At 68.2% G+C, this 15,112-nt stretch carries 10 protein-coding genes; 8 read left to right on the top strand and 2 right to left on the bottom strand.

The genetic code is table 11. The annotated features are described in order from the left end of the window. Positions 1–54: 54 nt before the first annotated feature. On the top strand, positions 55–3,855 hold the full coding sequence (locus ACFYO1_RS09645; RefSeq protein WP_387228826.1) for a hypothetical protein: 3,801 nt from the start codon (positions 55–57) through the stop codon (positions 3,853–3,855). A 92-nt stretch (positions 3,856–3,947) separates the two neighbouring features. Here ACFYO1_RS09645 and ACFYO1_RS09650 read toward each other — a convergent pair whose 3' ends face one another. Both ACFYO1_RS09650 and ACFYO1_RS09655 read right to left on the bottom strand, forming a co-directional pair. Further along, positions 3,948–4,514, bottom strand: a complete 567-nt coding sequence (locus tag ACFYO1_RS09650; protein WP_040736145.1) for a TetR/AcrR family transcriptional regulator — start codon at positions 4,512–4,514, stop codon at positions 3,948–3,950. 87 nt (positions 4,515–4,601) lie between these two features. Continuing rightward, positions 4,602–7,421 carry an aconitate hydratase gene (locus ACFYO1_RS09655; protein ID WP_387228828.1) on the bottom strand — a complete coding sequence of 940 codons (2,820 nt, stop codon included), beginning with the start codon at positions 7,419–7,421 and terminating at the stop codon, positions 4,602–4,604. A gap of 331 nt (positions 7,422–7,752) precedes the next feature. On the opposite strand from ACFYO1_RS09655, the gene ACFYO1_RS09660 reads away from it, so the two are divergent. The 7 genes from ACFYO1_RS09660 (at position 7,753) to inhA (ending at position 15,103) form a co-directional block, all read left to right on the top strand. Continuing rightward, a complete protein-coding gene (locus ACFYO1_RS09660; protein ID WP_387228830.1) occupies positions 7,753–8,325 on the top strand; it encodes a DUF6676 family protein in 573 nt (190 codons plus the stop codon). A gap of 265 nt (positions 8,326–8,590) precedes the next feature. After that, positions 8,591–10,006 carry an NlpC/P60 family protein gene (locus ACFYO1_RS09665; RefSeq protein ID WP_387228832.1) on the top strand — a complete coding sequence of 472 codons (1,416 nt, stop codon included), beginning with the start codon at positions 8,591–8,593 and terminating at the stop codon, positions 10,004–10,006. A gap of 144 nt (positions 10,007–10,150) precedes the next feature. Continuing rightward, positions 10,151–11,365, top strand: coding sequence for an AAA family ATPase (locus ACFYO1_RS09670; protein ID WP_387228834.1), 1,215 nt, complete (start codon positions 10,151–10,153; stop codon positions 11,363–11,365). Between the two features lie 26 nt (positions 11,366–11,391). After that, positions 11,392–12,393: a DUF58 domain-containing protein gene (locus tag ACFYO1_RS09675; RefSeq protein WP_387228836.1), complete on the top strand. Its 1,002-nt coding sequence runs from the start codon at positions 11,392–11,394 to the stop codon at positions 12,391–12,393. Further along, positions 12,390–13,394 carry a VWA domain-containing protein gene (locus tag ACFYO1_RS09680; RefSeq protein WP_387228838.1) on the top strand — a complete coding sequence of 335 codons (1,005 nt, stop codon included), beginning with the start codon at positions 12,390–12,392 and terminating at the stop codon, positions 13,392–13,394. The genes ACFYO1_RS09675 and ACFYO1_RS09680 overlap by 4 nt, the downstream gene beginning before the upstream one ends. 77 nt (positions 13,395–13,471) lie before the next feature. Continuing rightward, complete coding sequence (fabG1, locus tag ACFYO1_RS09685) at positions 13,472–14,188, top strand: 3-oxoacyl-ACP reductase FabG1 (RefSeq protein ID WP_387228839.1); 717 nt, start codon at positions 13,472–13,474, stop codon at positions 14,186–14,188. A 78-nt stretch (positions 14,189–14,266) separates the two neighbouring features. Next, positions 14,267–15,103, top strand: coding sequence for an NADH-dependent enoyl-ACP reductase InhA (gene inhA / locus ACFYO1_RS09690; RefSeq protein ID WP_387228841.1), 837 nt, complete (start codon positions 14,267–14,269; stop codon positions 15,101–15,103). The last annotated feature ends 9 nt before the right edge of the window (positions 15,104–15,112 follow it).

Here is a 15,112-nt window from a genome sequence, read left to right on the forward strand (position 1 = left end):
TTGTTCGATCCGCTGGTCTGTCCCAACCCGCTGCCCACTCGCGGATAACCCTCCGTGGTCGACCAACGAAACGTCGCCGCCCCGAGCCGGGCCGAGGGCCGCCGCCTGTTCGCCGACCGGCTCGGCCAACTCTTCGCCGCGGCCGGTGGACCCCCGTTGAAGTCGGTGGTGAGAGCCGCCAACGCCCGCCTTCCGCAGGGCGCGGGCAAGATCACCTTCCAGCGGATCAGCGATTGGCGGCGCGGCCGGCGCACGCCGGCGGTGTTCGACTCGGTCCGTCCGGTGCTGGAGGTCCTGATCGCGGACGCGCGCAGGCGAACCCCGGAGAACCCGCGGATCGATCCCACGCTGCTCGATCTGGAACGGTGGCACCAGGACTGGGAGGCCGCCAAGGTCGAGCCGCCGGGTATGGACGCCGATCGCGCGCCATATCGCGGACTCCGGTCGTACCGGCTCGCGGACAGCGATCTGTTCTTCGGCCGCGCCGACGCGAAACAGCGCCTGCTCGAACTGATCTCGGCGGTCGAGTCGAGCGATCTACCGGCCGCGGCGCTGCTGCTCGGTCCCTCCGGCATCGGCAAGTCGTCCCTGCTCGCCGCCGGATTACAGGCCGCACCGGGACCACGCACCCCGATCACCATGACTCCCGGCCACGACCCGGTGGCGGCCTTGACCGCCGCGTTGACGGACCGGCCGCCGAACCGCAGGCTGCTGCTCATCGATCACGGCGAGGAGCTGTTCACGCTGTGCGCGGATGACACACTGCGGCAACAGTTCCTGCGCAAGCTGACCGCCCTCGCCGATCCCGCCGCCGAGCCGCCGACCACCGTCGTCGCCGCGTTCGACGTCGCGTTCCTGCACGAGCTGCTGCACGCCTTCCTGCGGTACTCGTGGGCGGTGGGACCACTGCGCCAGCACGCGATGCTGCTCGCCCCGATGACCCTGCCGGAGCTGCGCGAGGTGATCGTCCGGCCCGCCGAGACCATCGGATTGCGGGTCGAGGACAGTCTGGTCGAGGTGGTGCTGCAGGATCTGGGCGCCATCCAGGCCGACAGCGCGTTCCGGCTGCCGCTGTTATCGCTGGCCCTGTCCATGACCTGGGCGAACCGCCACGGGCGCACACTGACCGTGGACGGCTACCGCGAAGCGGGCGGCCTGAGCGGGGCCTGTGCGATCGGCTGCGAGTCGGTCTGGTCCCAGCTCACCGACCGCGAGCAGTCCATCGCCCGGCAGGTCCTCGTCGCGTTGACCATCACCGAACCGACCACCGTGGTACGCAACCGGATGCCCGTCGAACTGCTGATCGAGGAATCGGCGGATCCCGAAACCGCTCGCGCCGCGATCGCCAAGCTGACCGCCGGCCGAATCCTGGTGCAGCACAACGACGATATCGAACTGGTTCACGAACTGCTGCTCAGCGGCTGGCCCCGGCTGGCCGAATGGCTCTCCGAGGAACGGGAATTCGCCGCCGACCGGCAGCGCATCGAGGCGGATGCCCGCGAATGGGCACGGATGGAGCGGCCGATATCACTGCTGTACACCAAGACTCGGCTGGAGAACGCGACCGGGTGGATGCGGCGCACGGAGTCGTCGAACCGGCTCGCGCGCGAGTTCGTCTCGGTGTCGCAGGCCCGGCACCGCACCCGCGCCATCCGATGGCGGTTTTTCCTGTCCGCCGTCGGCGTGCTCACCGGGATTGCACTGGTGCTTTCGGTCGTGGTGGTCGGTCAGCGCGCGACTGTCACGCAGGAGCGCAAGGACACGATGCTCAGCCAACTCGTCGATCAGTCGGAACGCGTCGAGAACGCGGACCCGGTGCTGTCCACCCAGCTCGCCCTCGCCGCTTACCGGCTGAACCCGGCGGATTCCGCGGCCAGGGCACGTCTACTGGCCGCGCAGGTGCAACCGATCGAACTCGTCACGGCGCCGGCCCACGACGGCCCCATCCGCCACCTGGCCTTCAGCTCGAGCCGTCGTCTGGTGTCCACTGGCGGTGACGACGGGCTCGTAAAGCTGTGGGATATAGCGAATCCCAGCGCGCTCACCCAGGCCGGCCCATCCTTGAGCGGGCAACGAGGCGCCGTCGAATCGGTCGCATTCAACCAGGACGGCACCCTGCTGGCCAGCCTCGATTCCGTTGGCACGCTACGCCTCTGGGATATCCGCGAGCCGGGCAAGGCGAGCCTGGCCGGGACCTTCGACAACGGCGCCCGGCTCACCACCGTCGCCTTCCTGCCGGGTGGTCGGACGATGGCTGCCGGCGGCGACGACGGAACCCTGACTTTCCTCGATATCACCGCACCACAAGCTATCCGAGGACTCGGCACAGTCCCGGGCGCACACCCGACCGCGATCAAGTCGATGGCCCTCGCCCCCGACGCGCCGGTCCTCGCCACCGCGGGCGACGACCGCACCGTGCGCCTGTGGGCCGTCGACGACACCGAACAGCCGCACCCGGTCGGCGTTCCGCTCGACAGCGGGGGAGCGGTGCAGGCCCTCGCGTTCGGCGCCCTCGGCCGGCTCGCCGCGGGCACCGCCGACGGCCAACTGCTGTTCTGGGACACCCGCGACCGCGATCGGCCGCAGCTCGTCGACCGGAAACAGACTCGCCCCGTACCGATTTCGAGCTTGCAATACTGGCTGGACGGCCGCGCGCTGGTGGTCACCGACTCGGGCGGCACCGCAAGGGAATGGAATACCAGCCGCCTGGACCGTGTGTCACCCGTCGTCCTTGACCTGGTGAACAGCGATTCGATGCAGTTGCTGATGGTGGTCACGAACACCACCGCGATCAGCGCGGGCGCCGACGGAAAGCTCCGGACCTGGAGCCAGGCCGGCGCGCGCCTGCCCATCGTGTTCGCCAGCTCGCTCACCTCGCTCGGCTTCGATCACGCGGGCAAGACGCTGGTCGGCGGATTCCGCGATGGTGAAGTGGCGGTGTGGGATACGGCCGCACCGCTGCTCAGTTCGATGCTCAGCGAGGTGCGGGCGGGCCCGCCGGATCCGCACGGGACGCAGGTGGCACTGCGGCCGGACGGCACCCTGCTGGCCACCACCGGCGTCGACGAGGTCCGGTTGTGGAGTCTGGCCGATCGGGCCCGGCCCACGCCACTGGGCGCGGTGCCCGCCACCGAGCCGATTGCCTTCGCTCCAAAGGGCGATCGATTACTCACCGGCGTGGGCCACCGGTCGTTGCAAGTGTGGGACGTCGCCGACCGAGCCGCCCCGCGCCCGATCGGCGGACCCTTGACGACCGGACGCGACCGCCAACTGGACTCGGCCGTCTTCGCCCCCGGCCGTCCGGTGGTCGCGGCCGCCGACGATGCGCGAATCTACTTGTGGGACACCACCGACCCGGCAAAGCCGGCCGAACTCGACCTGCACGGCGCGAAAGCCCGCGCCCTGCTCTTCGCCCCCGATGGCAAAACCTTGTTCAGCGGCGACGACCGCGGCATGGTCCGCGCCTGGGACATCACCGATCCAGCGAAAGCCCGTGAACTGGACGCGATTCGCGCCCACACCGCCACCATCCGAACGCTGGCAATGGACGAGTCCGGTCATCGACTGGCCTCCGGCGGCGCGGACGAAACGGCTCGCCTCTGGGACATCACCGACCCGTCCCGCCTGCGCGCACTCGGTGACCCGATCGAGGCCAAAATCGGCTGGACCTGGTTCTTACGCTTCGACCCCACCGACGAATCCCGCCTGCTCGGCGTCGGCGACCAACTCTCCACCCTCTGGTACACCGACCCCGCCGCAGTCGCCGACAAGCTGTGCTCGTCCTCGTCCGCCATGCTCGACGAACAGCAGTGGCGCAGCCTGCTCCCCACAGTGCCGTACACCCGCCCCTGCTGATTTCCCGCACCACTCTTGATTTCCCGCACCGAGAATCGCATGCAATTCTCGGTGCGGGAAATCAGAAGTGTTGCGGCTCAGGGGGTTCGCGCTCAGTCGCGGCGTCGGACCGAGGCTTCGACTAGATCCAGTACCGCGGTGAGGTTTTCGTTCGTATGACCGGATGCGATCCGGGCGATCAACCCGTCGAGTACCAGATCCAGGTACCCGAGCAGGACATCGGTGGGCACGTCGTCGCGCAATGCCCCGGCGGCCTTGCGCCGCTCCAGCCGGGCCAGCGTCGCCGCGGTCAGCTCCGCCGACCGCTGAGTCCACCCCGCACGGAACTCAGGATCGGTGCGCAGCCGCCGCGCGATCTCCAAACGCGTGCCCAGCCAATTGAATTGCTCGGGATGGGCGAGCATGTCCCGCATCACCCCGACGATGCCCTGGTTGGCCGCGACGTCGGCCATCCGTTCGGCGTCTTCTTGCGCCAGCGCGAAGAACAACGCGTCCTTGTCCCGGAAGTGGTGGAAGATCGCGCCGCGAGACAGGCCGATCTCCTCCTCCAGCCGCCGGACCGTTGCGCCCTCGTACCCGTATTCGGCAAAGCAGCGCCGCGCCCCGTCGAGAATCTGGCTGCGCCGGGCGGCGAGGTGATCATCACTGACTTTGGGCATAGCGGGCGTGCTCCTCCACGAGGTGTGAGAAGTCCGCGCACCGCGAAAACGCGGTGCGCGGACCCTCGACTAACGGCGTGTGCGTGATCAGCCGCGAATCATGTTGCGCAGCACGTACTGCAGGATGCCGCCGTTGCGGTAGTAATCGGCCTCACCGGGGGTGTCGATGCGGACCACGGCGTCGAAGGTGACCTTGTCACCGTTCTCCTTGGTGGCGGTGACCTTCAGGGTCTTCGGCGTCGTGCCCTCGTTCAGCTTGGTGATGCCCTCGATGTCGAAGGTCTCGGTGCCGTCCAGCTTCAGCGACGCGGCCGACTCGCCGGCCGGGAACTGCAGCGGGATGACACCCATACCAATGAGATTCGAGCGGTGGATGCGCTCGAACGACTCGGTGATGACGGCCTTGACGCCGAGCAGCGAGGTGCCCTTGGCCGCCCAGTCGCGCGAGGACCCCGAGCCGTACTCCTTGCCGCCCAGCACGACCAGCGGGATGCCCGCGGCCTGGTAGTTCTGCGAGGCGTCGTAGATGAAGGCCTGCGGGCCGCCGTCCTGGGTGAAGTCGCGGGTGTAACCGCCCGAGACGTCGTCCAGCAGCTGGTTGCGCAGCCGGATGTTGGCGAAGGTGCCGCGGATCATCACCTCGTGGTTACCGCGACGCGAGCCGTAGGAGTTGTAGTCCTTGCGCTCGACGCCGTGGCTGTCGAGGTACTGCGCGGCCGGCGTGCCCGCCTTGATGTTGCCCGCAGGGGAGATGTGGTCGGTGGTGACCGAATCGCCGAGCAGGGCCAGCACCCGAGCGCCGGTGATGTCGGTGACCGGCTCCGGGTTCTGCGGCATGCCGTCGAAGTACGGAGGCTTGCGCACGTAGGTGGAGTCGGCGTCCCAGTCGAAGATCTTGCCCTCGGGGGTCTCCAGCCCGCGCCAGCGCTCGTCACCCTTGAACACGTCGGCGTAGGACTTGACGAACATGTCCTGGCTGATCGCGCTGCCGATGGTCGCCTCGATCTCCTTCGAGGACGGCCAGATGTCCTTCAGGAACACGTCGTTGCCGTCGGCGTCCTGGCCGAGCGCGTCGTGCTCGAAGTCGAAGTCCATCGTTCCGGCGAGCGCGTAGGCGATGACCAGCGGCGGCGAGGCCAGGTAGTTCATCTTCACGTCGGGGGAGATGCGGCCCTCGAAGTTGCGGTTGCCGGACAGCACCGCGGTGACCGAGAGGTCGTTGTCGTTGATCGCCTTGGACACGGCCTCCGGCAGCGGGCCGGTGTTGCCGATGCAGGTGGCGCAGCCGTAACCGACCAGGAAGAAGCCGAGCTTCTCCAGGTAGGGCCACAGGCCGGCCTTGTTGTAGTAGTCGTTGACGACCTGCGAACCCGGCGCCATGGAGGTCTTGACCCACGGCTTGGAGGTCAGGCCCTTCTCGACGGCGTTGCGCGCGAGCAGCGCGGCGCCGAGCATGACCGACGGGTTGGACGTGTTGGTGCAGGAGGTGATCGAGGCGACCACCACCGCGCCGTGGTCGAGCACGAAGTCGCCGTACTCCTCCGAAGACACCTTGACCGGCTTGCTCGGGCGGCCGACGGCGCCGTTCGCGGCGGACGGGATCAGCACCGCGTCGTCGTCGGCGAAGGACAGCACGGCCGGATCGCTGGCCGGGAAGGACTCCTCGATGGCCTCGTCCAGGTGCGTGTGCGGGGTGGCGGCAGCGGGGCCGCTCTCCGCGTCGTTGGTGTAGTTGTGGATGTCCTTGCGGAACGCGGTCTTGGAGTCCGACAACAGGATTCGGTCCTGCGGACGCTTCGGGCCTGCGATCGACGGGACCACGTCGCCCAGGTCGAGCTCCATGTACTCCGAGTACACCGGCTCGTGCTCGGCGTCGTGCCACATGCCCTGCTCTTTGGCGTACGCCTCGACCAGCGCGAGCTGCTCGTCGCTGCGGCCGGTCAGGCGCAGGTAGTCGATGGTCACCTCGTCGATCGGGAAGATCGCTGCGGTGGAACCGAATTCGGGGCTCATGTTGCCCAGGGTCGCGCGGTTCGCCAGCGGCACCTCGGCGACGCCCTTGCCGTAGAACTCGACGAACTTGCCGACCACGCCGTGCTTGCGCAGCATGTCGGTGACGGTGAGCACCACGTCGGTGGCGGTGACGCCGGGCTTGATCTCACCGGTCAGCTTGAAGCCGACGACGCGCGGGATCAGCATGGAGACGGGCTGGCCGAGCATGGCCGCCTCGGCCTCGATTCCGCCGACGCCCCAACCCAATACGCCGAGGCCGTTGACCATCGTGGTGTGCGAGTCGGTGCCGACGCAGGTGTCCGGGTAGGCCTGGCCGTTGCGGACCATGACCGTGCGGGCCAGGTGCTCGATGTTGACCTGGTGCACGATGCCGGTGCCCGGGGGGACGACCTTGAAGTCGTCGAACGCGCCCTGGCCCCAGCGCAGGAACTGGTAGCGCTCGCGGTTGCGTGAGTATTCGATGTCGACGTTGCGCTCGAGCGCGTCGGCGCGGCCGAACACATCGATGATCACCGAGTGGTCGATGACCATCTCGGCGGGTGCCAGCGGGTTGACCTTGTCCGGGTCGCCGCCGAGGGTCTGCACGGCCTCGCGCATGGTGGCGAGGTCGACGATGCAGGGCACGCCGGTGAAGTCCTGCATGATCACGCGGGCCGGGGTGAACTGGATCTCGATGCTCGGCTCGGCCGAGGCGTCCCAATCCGCGATGGCGCGAATGTGGTCGGCGGTGATGTTCGCGCCGTCCTCGGTGCGGAGCAGGTTCTCCGCGAGGACCTTGAGTGCGTAGGGGAGTTTCTTGGTGCCGGGCACGGCGGAGAGGCGGAAGATCTCGTAGGAGTTGCTTCCGACCTCGAGGGTGCCCTTGGCGCCGAAAGTATCGATACTTGTCGTCACGTCAGCTCCACTCGTCTGTGAGGGTTGGCCGTCGGCGGGGCTGTGCCGGCGACCGAGTCTTTGCAGGTGCTCCGGCGTCGAGTGTGCCGGTTCCTCGCGCTACGACCTTAACAGTACGCTTGTCCTGTGAGCGCATCGGCCCCGCCCGCTCAGTCTGCGCCAGGGCCGTGCGCCGAGCCGCGCGGGGGCGCGTCGCGTGCCGTCTGCGCATGCACCGACTCTCCGTCGCGTACTGTGCTTTCGGAGCCAGCCGGGTGGAGTTGCGCTCACCCAGCAGTGTTGGATGCACGTCGCTTCGGATGCCGATGCGGCTCGACAGACCGGATGGAAGATGACCGTCTCGCACACCTCGGTTCTCACCCCCATGGCCGCCGGCCTGCCGCCGAATGTCACCGACGAAACCGTCGCCACCATCAAAACCGACCTGGCCGACAACCATGTCGCCACGCTCGACGGCAAGGACCAGACGGAGCTGGCGGCCGTCGCCGCCGATGCGAACGCGCACGGAATCCCGCTGAACATCGTGATCGTGCCCGGCGCTCCCGGCCACGAAAGCCTGCGTGACCTGGCCACCACGATCGGCAAGGACGAGCAGGGCACCGTCCTCGTGCTGAGTGACGACTGGGCGGGCACCTACAGCGACTCCATCTCCCGGGTCCGGCTGGAATGGGCCGAGGACAAGGCGAAGTTCAACGGCGGACACTCGGCCGAGGCGGCACAGCAGTTCGTGGCCAAACTGGAGCAGCCGGAGGTCGTCTCCTGGACCACGATCGCCAGTGTGTTGCTCGCGGGCACCGCCGCGGTCGTGGTCGGCCTCTACTTCGTGAAGTCGCGTCGGCGTGCCGAACCCGCCACGCCGGTGAGTGTTTCAGATTCGGATGGCGATCGGGCCTCCACCGTATAGCTGGTTGCTAACCAGCTACTTTTCCTGACGACCGGTATGTAATACCGCTCGGAAACCTTTGCCGCATGCGGCTATTTTCAGGCAACGGCAAAATTACGCGCCTGTCATTCTGTGGCTGGAGTTCCTTTGGTGACTCGAGTGTCGTACGGTCGTGTAGTTACCGATGGGGAAAGAGTGTTGTCGAGGGTTATCTGCCCACCATCGAGCCGGTAGGTGTGGTTGGTGCTCGTGGGGCGTTGCTGGGTTCGGGTCCTTGGGAGGTGCGATGCGCAACAACGGCGAAGCCGCCTATCGGCGTCCGCTGGGGATCGCTCTGGGGTTGCTGGTTTCGGTCGCGCTGGTCCTGACCGGACCCGCCGCCGCGGTGCCGCCCGCCCCGCCGAACCCGAGTGACGGCGAGATCGCCGGCGCCGGAGCCCAAGTCGACGCCGGCGTGACCGAGGTCGGCGGACTCATCAATCAGGTCGCGGTGGTCGACCAGCAGTTGCAACAGCTCGACAGCGAGGTCGCCCGCAAGCGCGAAGAGGTGAACAAGGCCCTCGTCGACCTGCAGAACGCGCGCGACGCCGCCGACGCGGCCGCCGCCGTGGTGGAGCAGACCCAGCGCGAATTGGCCGACGCCGGAACGAAAGTCGGCGCGGCCCGGCGCAACTTCGACCAGTTCGCCACCCAGGCCTACACCCGCCCCGCGGCCGAATCCATGGTCGTCTACCTAGCCGCGGCCACGCCGGCCGCCGCCCTCGACCAGGCCCAGCTCCTAGCCTTGGTCTCGAAGAATCAGCAGCAGGTCCTCGACCGCCTACGTCGCGCCCAGATCGATCAGGGCAACAAGAATTCCAGTGCGCGCCAAGCGAAGTCGGACGCCGACGCGGCCGCCGCGGCCGCCGAACAAGCCAAGCGCGACGCCGAGCAGGCGGTGGTCGCCGCCAAGGCCGCGCTGGATCAGCAAACCGTGCAGCGCGACAACCTGCAACGCCAGCGCCAGGACGCGCAGAATCGCTTGGACTTCGCGCGACAGAACGTCGCCGGACTACAAGGACAGCGGGACGCCTATTTGAACTGGGAGCAGCAGCGCAAGGCCGAAGAGGCCGCGGTGCGCGCCGCCGCCGCGGCCGCCGCCGCGCGCGCCGCCGCCGACCAGAACGCCCAGGGCCGGGCCGGCCAGCTCGGCGACGGCAAGCGCCCGCACACCCAAATGGAGAATTCGCCCCCGCCGCGCCGCGGCACCCCGCGTCCGAGCCTGCCGTCGGTCAGCGGCTCCGCGGCGATCGAGACGGTGGTCGACCGCGCCATGTCCCAGCTCGGCGTCATCTACGCCTGGGGCGGTGGCGACGAGGACGGCCCGACCTACGGCATCCACGACGGGGGTGTCGCCGACAGCTACGGCGATTACAACAAGATCGGCTTCGACTGCTCCGGCCTGATGATCTATGCCTTTGCCGGGATCGGGGTTTCGCTGCCGCACTACAGCGGGTACCAGTACAACGCGGGCACTCGGGTGCCGGTCGATCAGCGCGCCCGCGGCGACATGCTGTTCTGGGGTGCGAACGCCAGCGAGCACGTCGCGTTGTACCTGGGTAACGGGCAGATGATCGAGGCGCCGGAATCCGGCGAGGTCGTCCGGGTGACGTCGGTGCGCGAGGGTGGCATCATGCCGTACGCGGTGCGGATCGTCAGCTGACGTTTATCCTTCGCCGTGCCGCGGATCGACCGAACCGGACACTGAAAGCTTTGAATTCCCTTCATGTCGGGTCCGGTTGCGGCACATACGGCCATTACCTGGAATAGTTGTGGCAGCACGCACAGGACCAAGGCGAAAGCGGGGATGTTGGTGACTTCGACAGACGGTGTCAGCGGGGCGAAATTGGCGAAAGATGCGCCAGCGTCCACGCCCGACACCCTGGAGCGTGACGTCCAGACCCTGGAGAAGGCGATCTATGAGGTCAAGCGGGTAATCGTCGGCCAGGATCGGCTGGTCGAACGGCTGCTCGTGGGCGTGCTCGCGCGGGGTCACGTGTTGCTCGAAGGCGTGCCCGGCATCGCGAAGACGCTGGCCGTGGAGACCTTCGCCAAGGTGATCGGCGGCTCGTTCTCCCGGGTGCAGTTCACCCCGGACCTCGTGCCCACCGACCTCATCGGTACCCGTATCTACCGGCAGGGCCGCGAGGAGTTCGACACCGAGCTCGGCCCGGTCGTGGCGAACTTCGTGCTCGCCGACGAGATCAACCGCGCGCCCGCCAAGGTGCAGTCGGCGCTGCTCGAGGTGATGGCCGAGCGGCACGTGTCGATCGGCGGCAAGACCTACCCGATGCCCAACCCGTTCCTGGTGATGGCGACGCAGAACCCGATCGAGAGCGAGGGCGTGTACCCGCTGCCCGAGGCGCAGCGCGACCGCTTCCTGTTCAAGGTCGTCGTCGACTACCCCTCGGTCGAGGAGGAGCGCGAGATCATCTACCGGATGGGGGTCACCCCGCCGGAGGCGTCGCGCATCCTGACCCCGGAGGACGTGGTCCGCCTGCAGCAGGTCGCGGCCACCGTGTTCGTGCACCACGCGCTGGTCGACTACGTGGTCCGGGTGATCGCGGCGACCCGCAAGCCCGCCGACTTCGGCATGCAGGACGTGGCCAGCTGGATCGCCTACGGCGCCTCGCCGCGCGCCAGCCTCGGCATCATCGCCGCGGCCCGCGCCGTCGCGCTGATCCGCGGCCGCGACTACGTGGTGCCGCAGGACGTCGTCGAGGTCATCCCGGACGTGCTGCGGCACCGTCTGGTGCTGTCCTACGACGCGCTGGCCGACGAGATCAGCCCGGAGGAAGTGATCAAGCGGGTGTTGCAGACCGTCGGCCTGCCGCAGGTCGCCCCGCAGGCCGTCGCCCCGGGTGCGCCCGCCGCACCGCCTGCCGGTTCCGCTGCGCCGCAACAGCTTTCGCAGCAGAACGGGCCCGCGCCGCAGCCGGCCCAGCAGCCGCAACAGCAGGCCGTTCCGCAGCCGCCGAACGGGCAGCAGTCCCAGCCCGCCGGCAACGTTCAGAACAAGTGAGCGCAGCGCCGGAACCGCTTCCCGCAGTGTCTACCCACCCTCGGTCGGCTCCGCCTCCCCACCAATCCCCAGGGGCCAGGTCTTCGCACGCCCCGCCGTCCTTCCACGCGGGTGAGCTGACCGACCCGCGGCTGACCGCGGCGCTGAAAACGCTCGAGCTCACGGTGCGCCGCCGGCTCGACGGCGTGCTGCACGGCGACCATCTCGGCCTGATCCCCGGACCCGGCTCCGAGCCGGGCGAGGCGCGCACTTATCAGCCGGGTGACGATGTGCGGCAAATGGATTGGTCGGTCACCGCCCGCACCACCCATCCGCACGTGCGGCAGAGCATCGCCGACCGGGAGCTGGAAACCTGGATGGTTGTCGACCTGTCGGCCAGCCTCGACTTCGGCACCGCGCTGTGCCAGAAGCGCGACCTGGCGATCGCCGCCGCGGCCGCCATCACCCATCTCACCAGCGGCGGCGGCAACCGGATCGGCGCCGTCGTCGCGACCGGCGAGGAACTGGTCCGGGTGCCCGCGCGCAGCGGCCGGGTACACGCGCAGTCGCTGCTGCGCAGCATCGCGACCACCCCGCACGCCCGCGACGGCGTGCGCGGCGACCTGCGCGGCGGCATCGAATCGCTGCGCAGGCCACAGCGCAAGCGCGGCCTCGCGGTGATCATCAGCGACTTCCTCGGCGATATCGACTGGCAGCGTTCGCTGCGCGCCATCTCCGCGCGCCACGACCTGCTCGCGGTGGAGGTGCTCGACCCGCGTGACCTGTCGCTGCCCGACGTCGGCGACGTCGTGCTGCACGATCCGGAGACCGGGCGCACCCGCGAATTCAGCGTGACGCCCACGCTGCGCGCCGATTTCGCGGCCGCCGCGCAACGGCACCGGAATCAGGTCGAAGAGGCGTTGCGCAGTTGCGGCGCACCGGTGCTCACCCTGCAGACCGATCGGGACTGGATCTCCGACGTGGTCCGGTTCGTGTCCACCCGGCGCCACAGCTTGGGCGCCCCGACCGGGCGGGTGCCACGCCAGTGAGTATTTCGCATTTCACCGCGCAGATCTGGCTCGGTTTCCTGGTCGTCGTCGCGCTGATCGCGCTCGGCTACATCCTGGTCCAGCGCAGCAGGCACAAGCACATGCTCCAGTTCAGCAACATGGAGCTGCTGGAGAAGGTCGCCCCCGCGCGGCCGAGTCAGTTCCGGCATGTGCCGGTCGCGCTGATGCTGGTCGGCCTGGTCTTCCTGACCGTCGCGGCCGCCGGTCCGACGGCGGTCAAGAAGGTGCCGCGCAATCGCGCGACGGTCATTCTGGTGATGGACGTTTCGCTGTCCATGGAGGCGACCGACGTGCCGCCGAGCCGGTTGCAGGTCGCGCAGAAGGCGGGCAAGGAGTTCGTCGACGGACTCACCCCCGGCATCAATCTCGGCTTCGTCACCTTCGCCGGCACCGCCTCGGTGATGGTCTCGCCGACCACCAACCGGGAAGCGGTCAAGGCCGCTATCGACAACATCAAGCTGGCCGAGCGCACCGCGACCGGTGAGGGCATCTTCACCGCGCTCAATTCCATCGACACCCTGGCCTCGGTGCTCGGCGGCGCGGAGACCCCGCCGCCGGCCCGCATCGTGCTCATGTCGGACGGCAAGCAGACCGTGCCGGACGACAAGGACATCGACAATCCGCGTCACGGCTTCACCGCCGCGCGCCTGGCCAAGAACAAGAACATCCCGGTGTCGACGATCTCGTTCGGCACCGAATGGGGGTCGGTGGAGATCCCTGACCAGGACGGACAGGGCTCCCAGCGGGTCAAGGTGCCGGTCGACAACGACTCGTTGCGCGAGATCGCCAAGCTCTCCGGCGGCGATTTCTACACCGCGTCCAGCCTCGCGGAACTGACCGCGGTCTACGACACCCTCGAACAGCAGATCGGTTACGAGATGACCAGGGGCGATGCCAGCAGACCGTGGCTGTTGCTCGGCATGCTGCTGGTCGCCGCGGGCGTCGTCACCGGATTGCTTTATCGTCAACGCCTGCCGTAACGCCTGCGACTTGTGGCATCTACCAAGGGGTGGAGCCAAGGCGCGGCGTCCGAACCTCACCAGATAGGTTGATCGTCATGTCGAACATCACATCCCGGTCCGTCCTCGTCACCGGCGGTAATCGCGGCATCGGGCTCGCGGTCGCGCAGCGGCTGCTGGCCGACGGTCACAAGGTGGCCGTCACGCATCGTGGGTCGGGCGCGCCGGACGGCATGCTCGGCGTGAAATGCGATGTGACCGATAGTGCTTCGGTCGATGCGGCCTTCAGTGAGATCGAGGAGAAGCAAGGTCCGGTCGAGGTGCTTGTCGCGAACGCGGGCATCACCGACGACACGCTGCTGATGCGGATGACCGAAGAGCAGTTTTCGAAGGTCATCGACGCAAACCTCACCGGTGCGTTCCGCTGCGCGAAGCGGGCCAACCGGGCGATGCTGCGGGCACGCTGGGGCCGGATGATCTTCCTCGGCTCGGTCGTCGGCCTGGCCGGTCAGGCCGGTCAGATCAATTACGCGTCCTCGAAGGCCGGTGTGATCGGCCTGGCGCGCTCCATCACTCGTGAGCTCGGCTCGCGCTCGATCACCGCGAACGTGGTCGCGCCGGGCTTCATCGAGACCGATATGACCAAGGATCTGCCTGACGATCTGCGCGATATGGCCAAGAAGTTCATCCCGTTGCAGCGCCTCGGCCAGCCCGAGGATGTCGCGGCCGTGGTCAGCTTCCTGGCCTCCGAGGATTCCCGCTACGTGTCCGGCGCGATCATCCCGGTCGATGGCGGCATGGGCATGGGCCACTGACCTGACGGACCCCGCGGTCGGCGAAACCTCGGCGGCCGCAAGCAATTCCACACTCGACTCCAGGAGAACCGAAAACTTATGGGCGGACTGCTCGAAGGTAAGACCATTCTGGTCACCGGCATCATCACCGACTCGTCGATCGCGTTCCACGCGGCCGCCGTCGCGCAGGAGCAGGGCGCGAAGGTGATCATCACCGGCATTCCGGAGCGGCTGCGGCTGATCGACCGGATCGCCAAGCGGCTGCCGCACGAGGTCCCCCCGGCCATCCCGCTCGACGTCACCAACGAGGAGAACCTCGCCGAGCTGGCGGACAAGGTGCGCGAGCTGGCGCCCGAGGGCGTGGACGGCGTGCTGCACTCGATCGCGTTCGCGCCGCGCACCCTGATGGGTCCGGAGGCGCGTCCGTTCCTCGAGGGCCCCGGCCCGGACGCGGCCAAGGCGTTCGAGATCTCCGCGTGGAGCTACGCGTCGCTGGCCCGCGCGGTGCTGCCGGTGATGAACGAGCGCGGCTCGATCGTCGGCATGGACTTCGATCCGCGCACCGCGATGCCGTACTACAACTGGATGGGTGTGGCGAAGGCCGCGCTCGAGTCGGTCAACCGGTACGTGGCGCGAGAGGTGGGCGCCGCCAAGAAGATTCGCTCGAATCTGATCGCCGCCGGCCCGATCAAGACGCTGGCCGCCAAGGCCATCGCCGGCACCGCGACCGACGATGCCGCCAAGCTCAACCAGCTCAACGAGTACTGGGACGGCGCGTCCCCGATCGGCTGGGACGTCGACGACCCGACGGTGGTCGCCAAGTCCATCGTCGCGCTGCTGTCGGACTGGCTGCCGGGCACCACCGCGTCGATCATCTACGTCGACGGCGGAGCCAGCCACAACACCTGGTTCCCCGAGGGCATGTCGATCAACTGATCTCCGAGG

It is taken from the genome of Nocardia sp. NPDC006044, assembly GCF_042871115.1.
In the GTDB taxonomy this organism is placed as follows: Bacteria; Actinomycetota; Actinomycetes; order Mycobacteriales; family Mycobacteriaceae; genus Nocardia.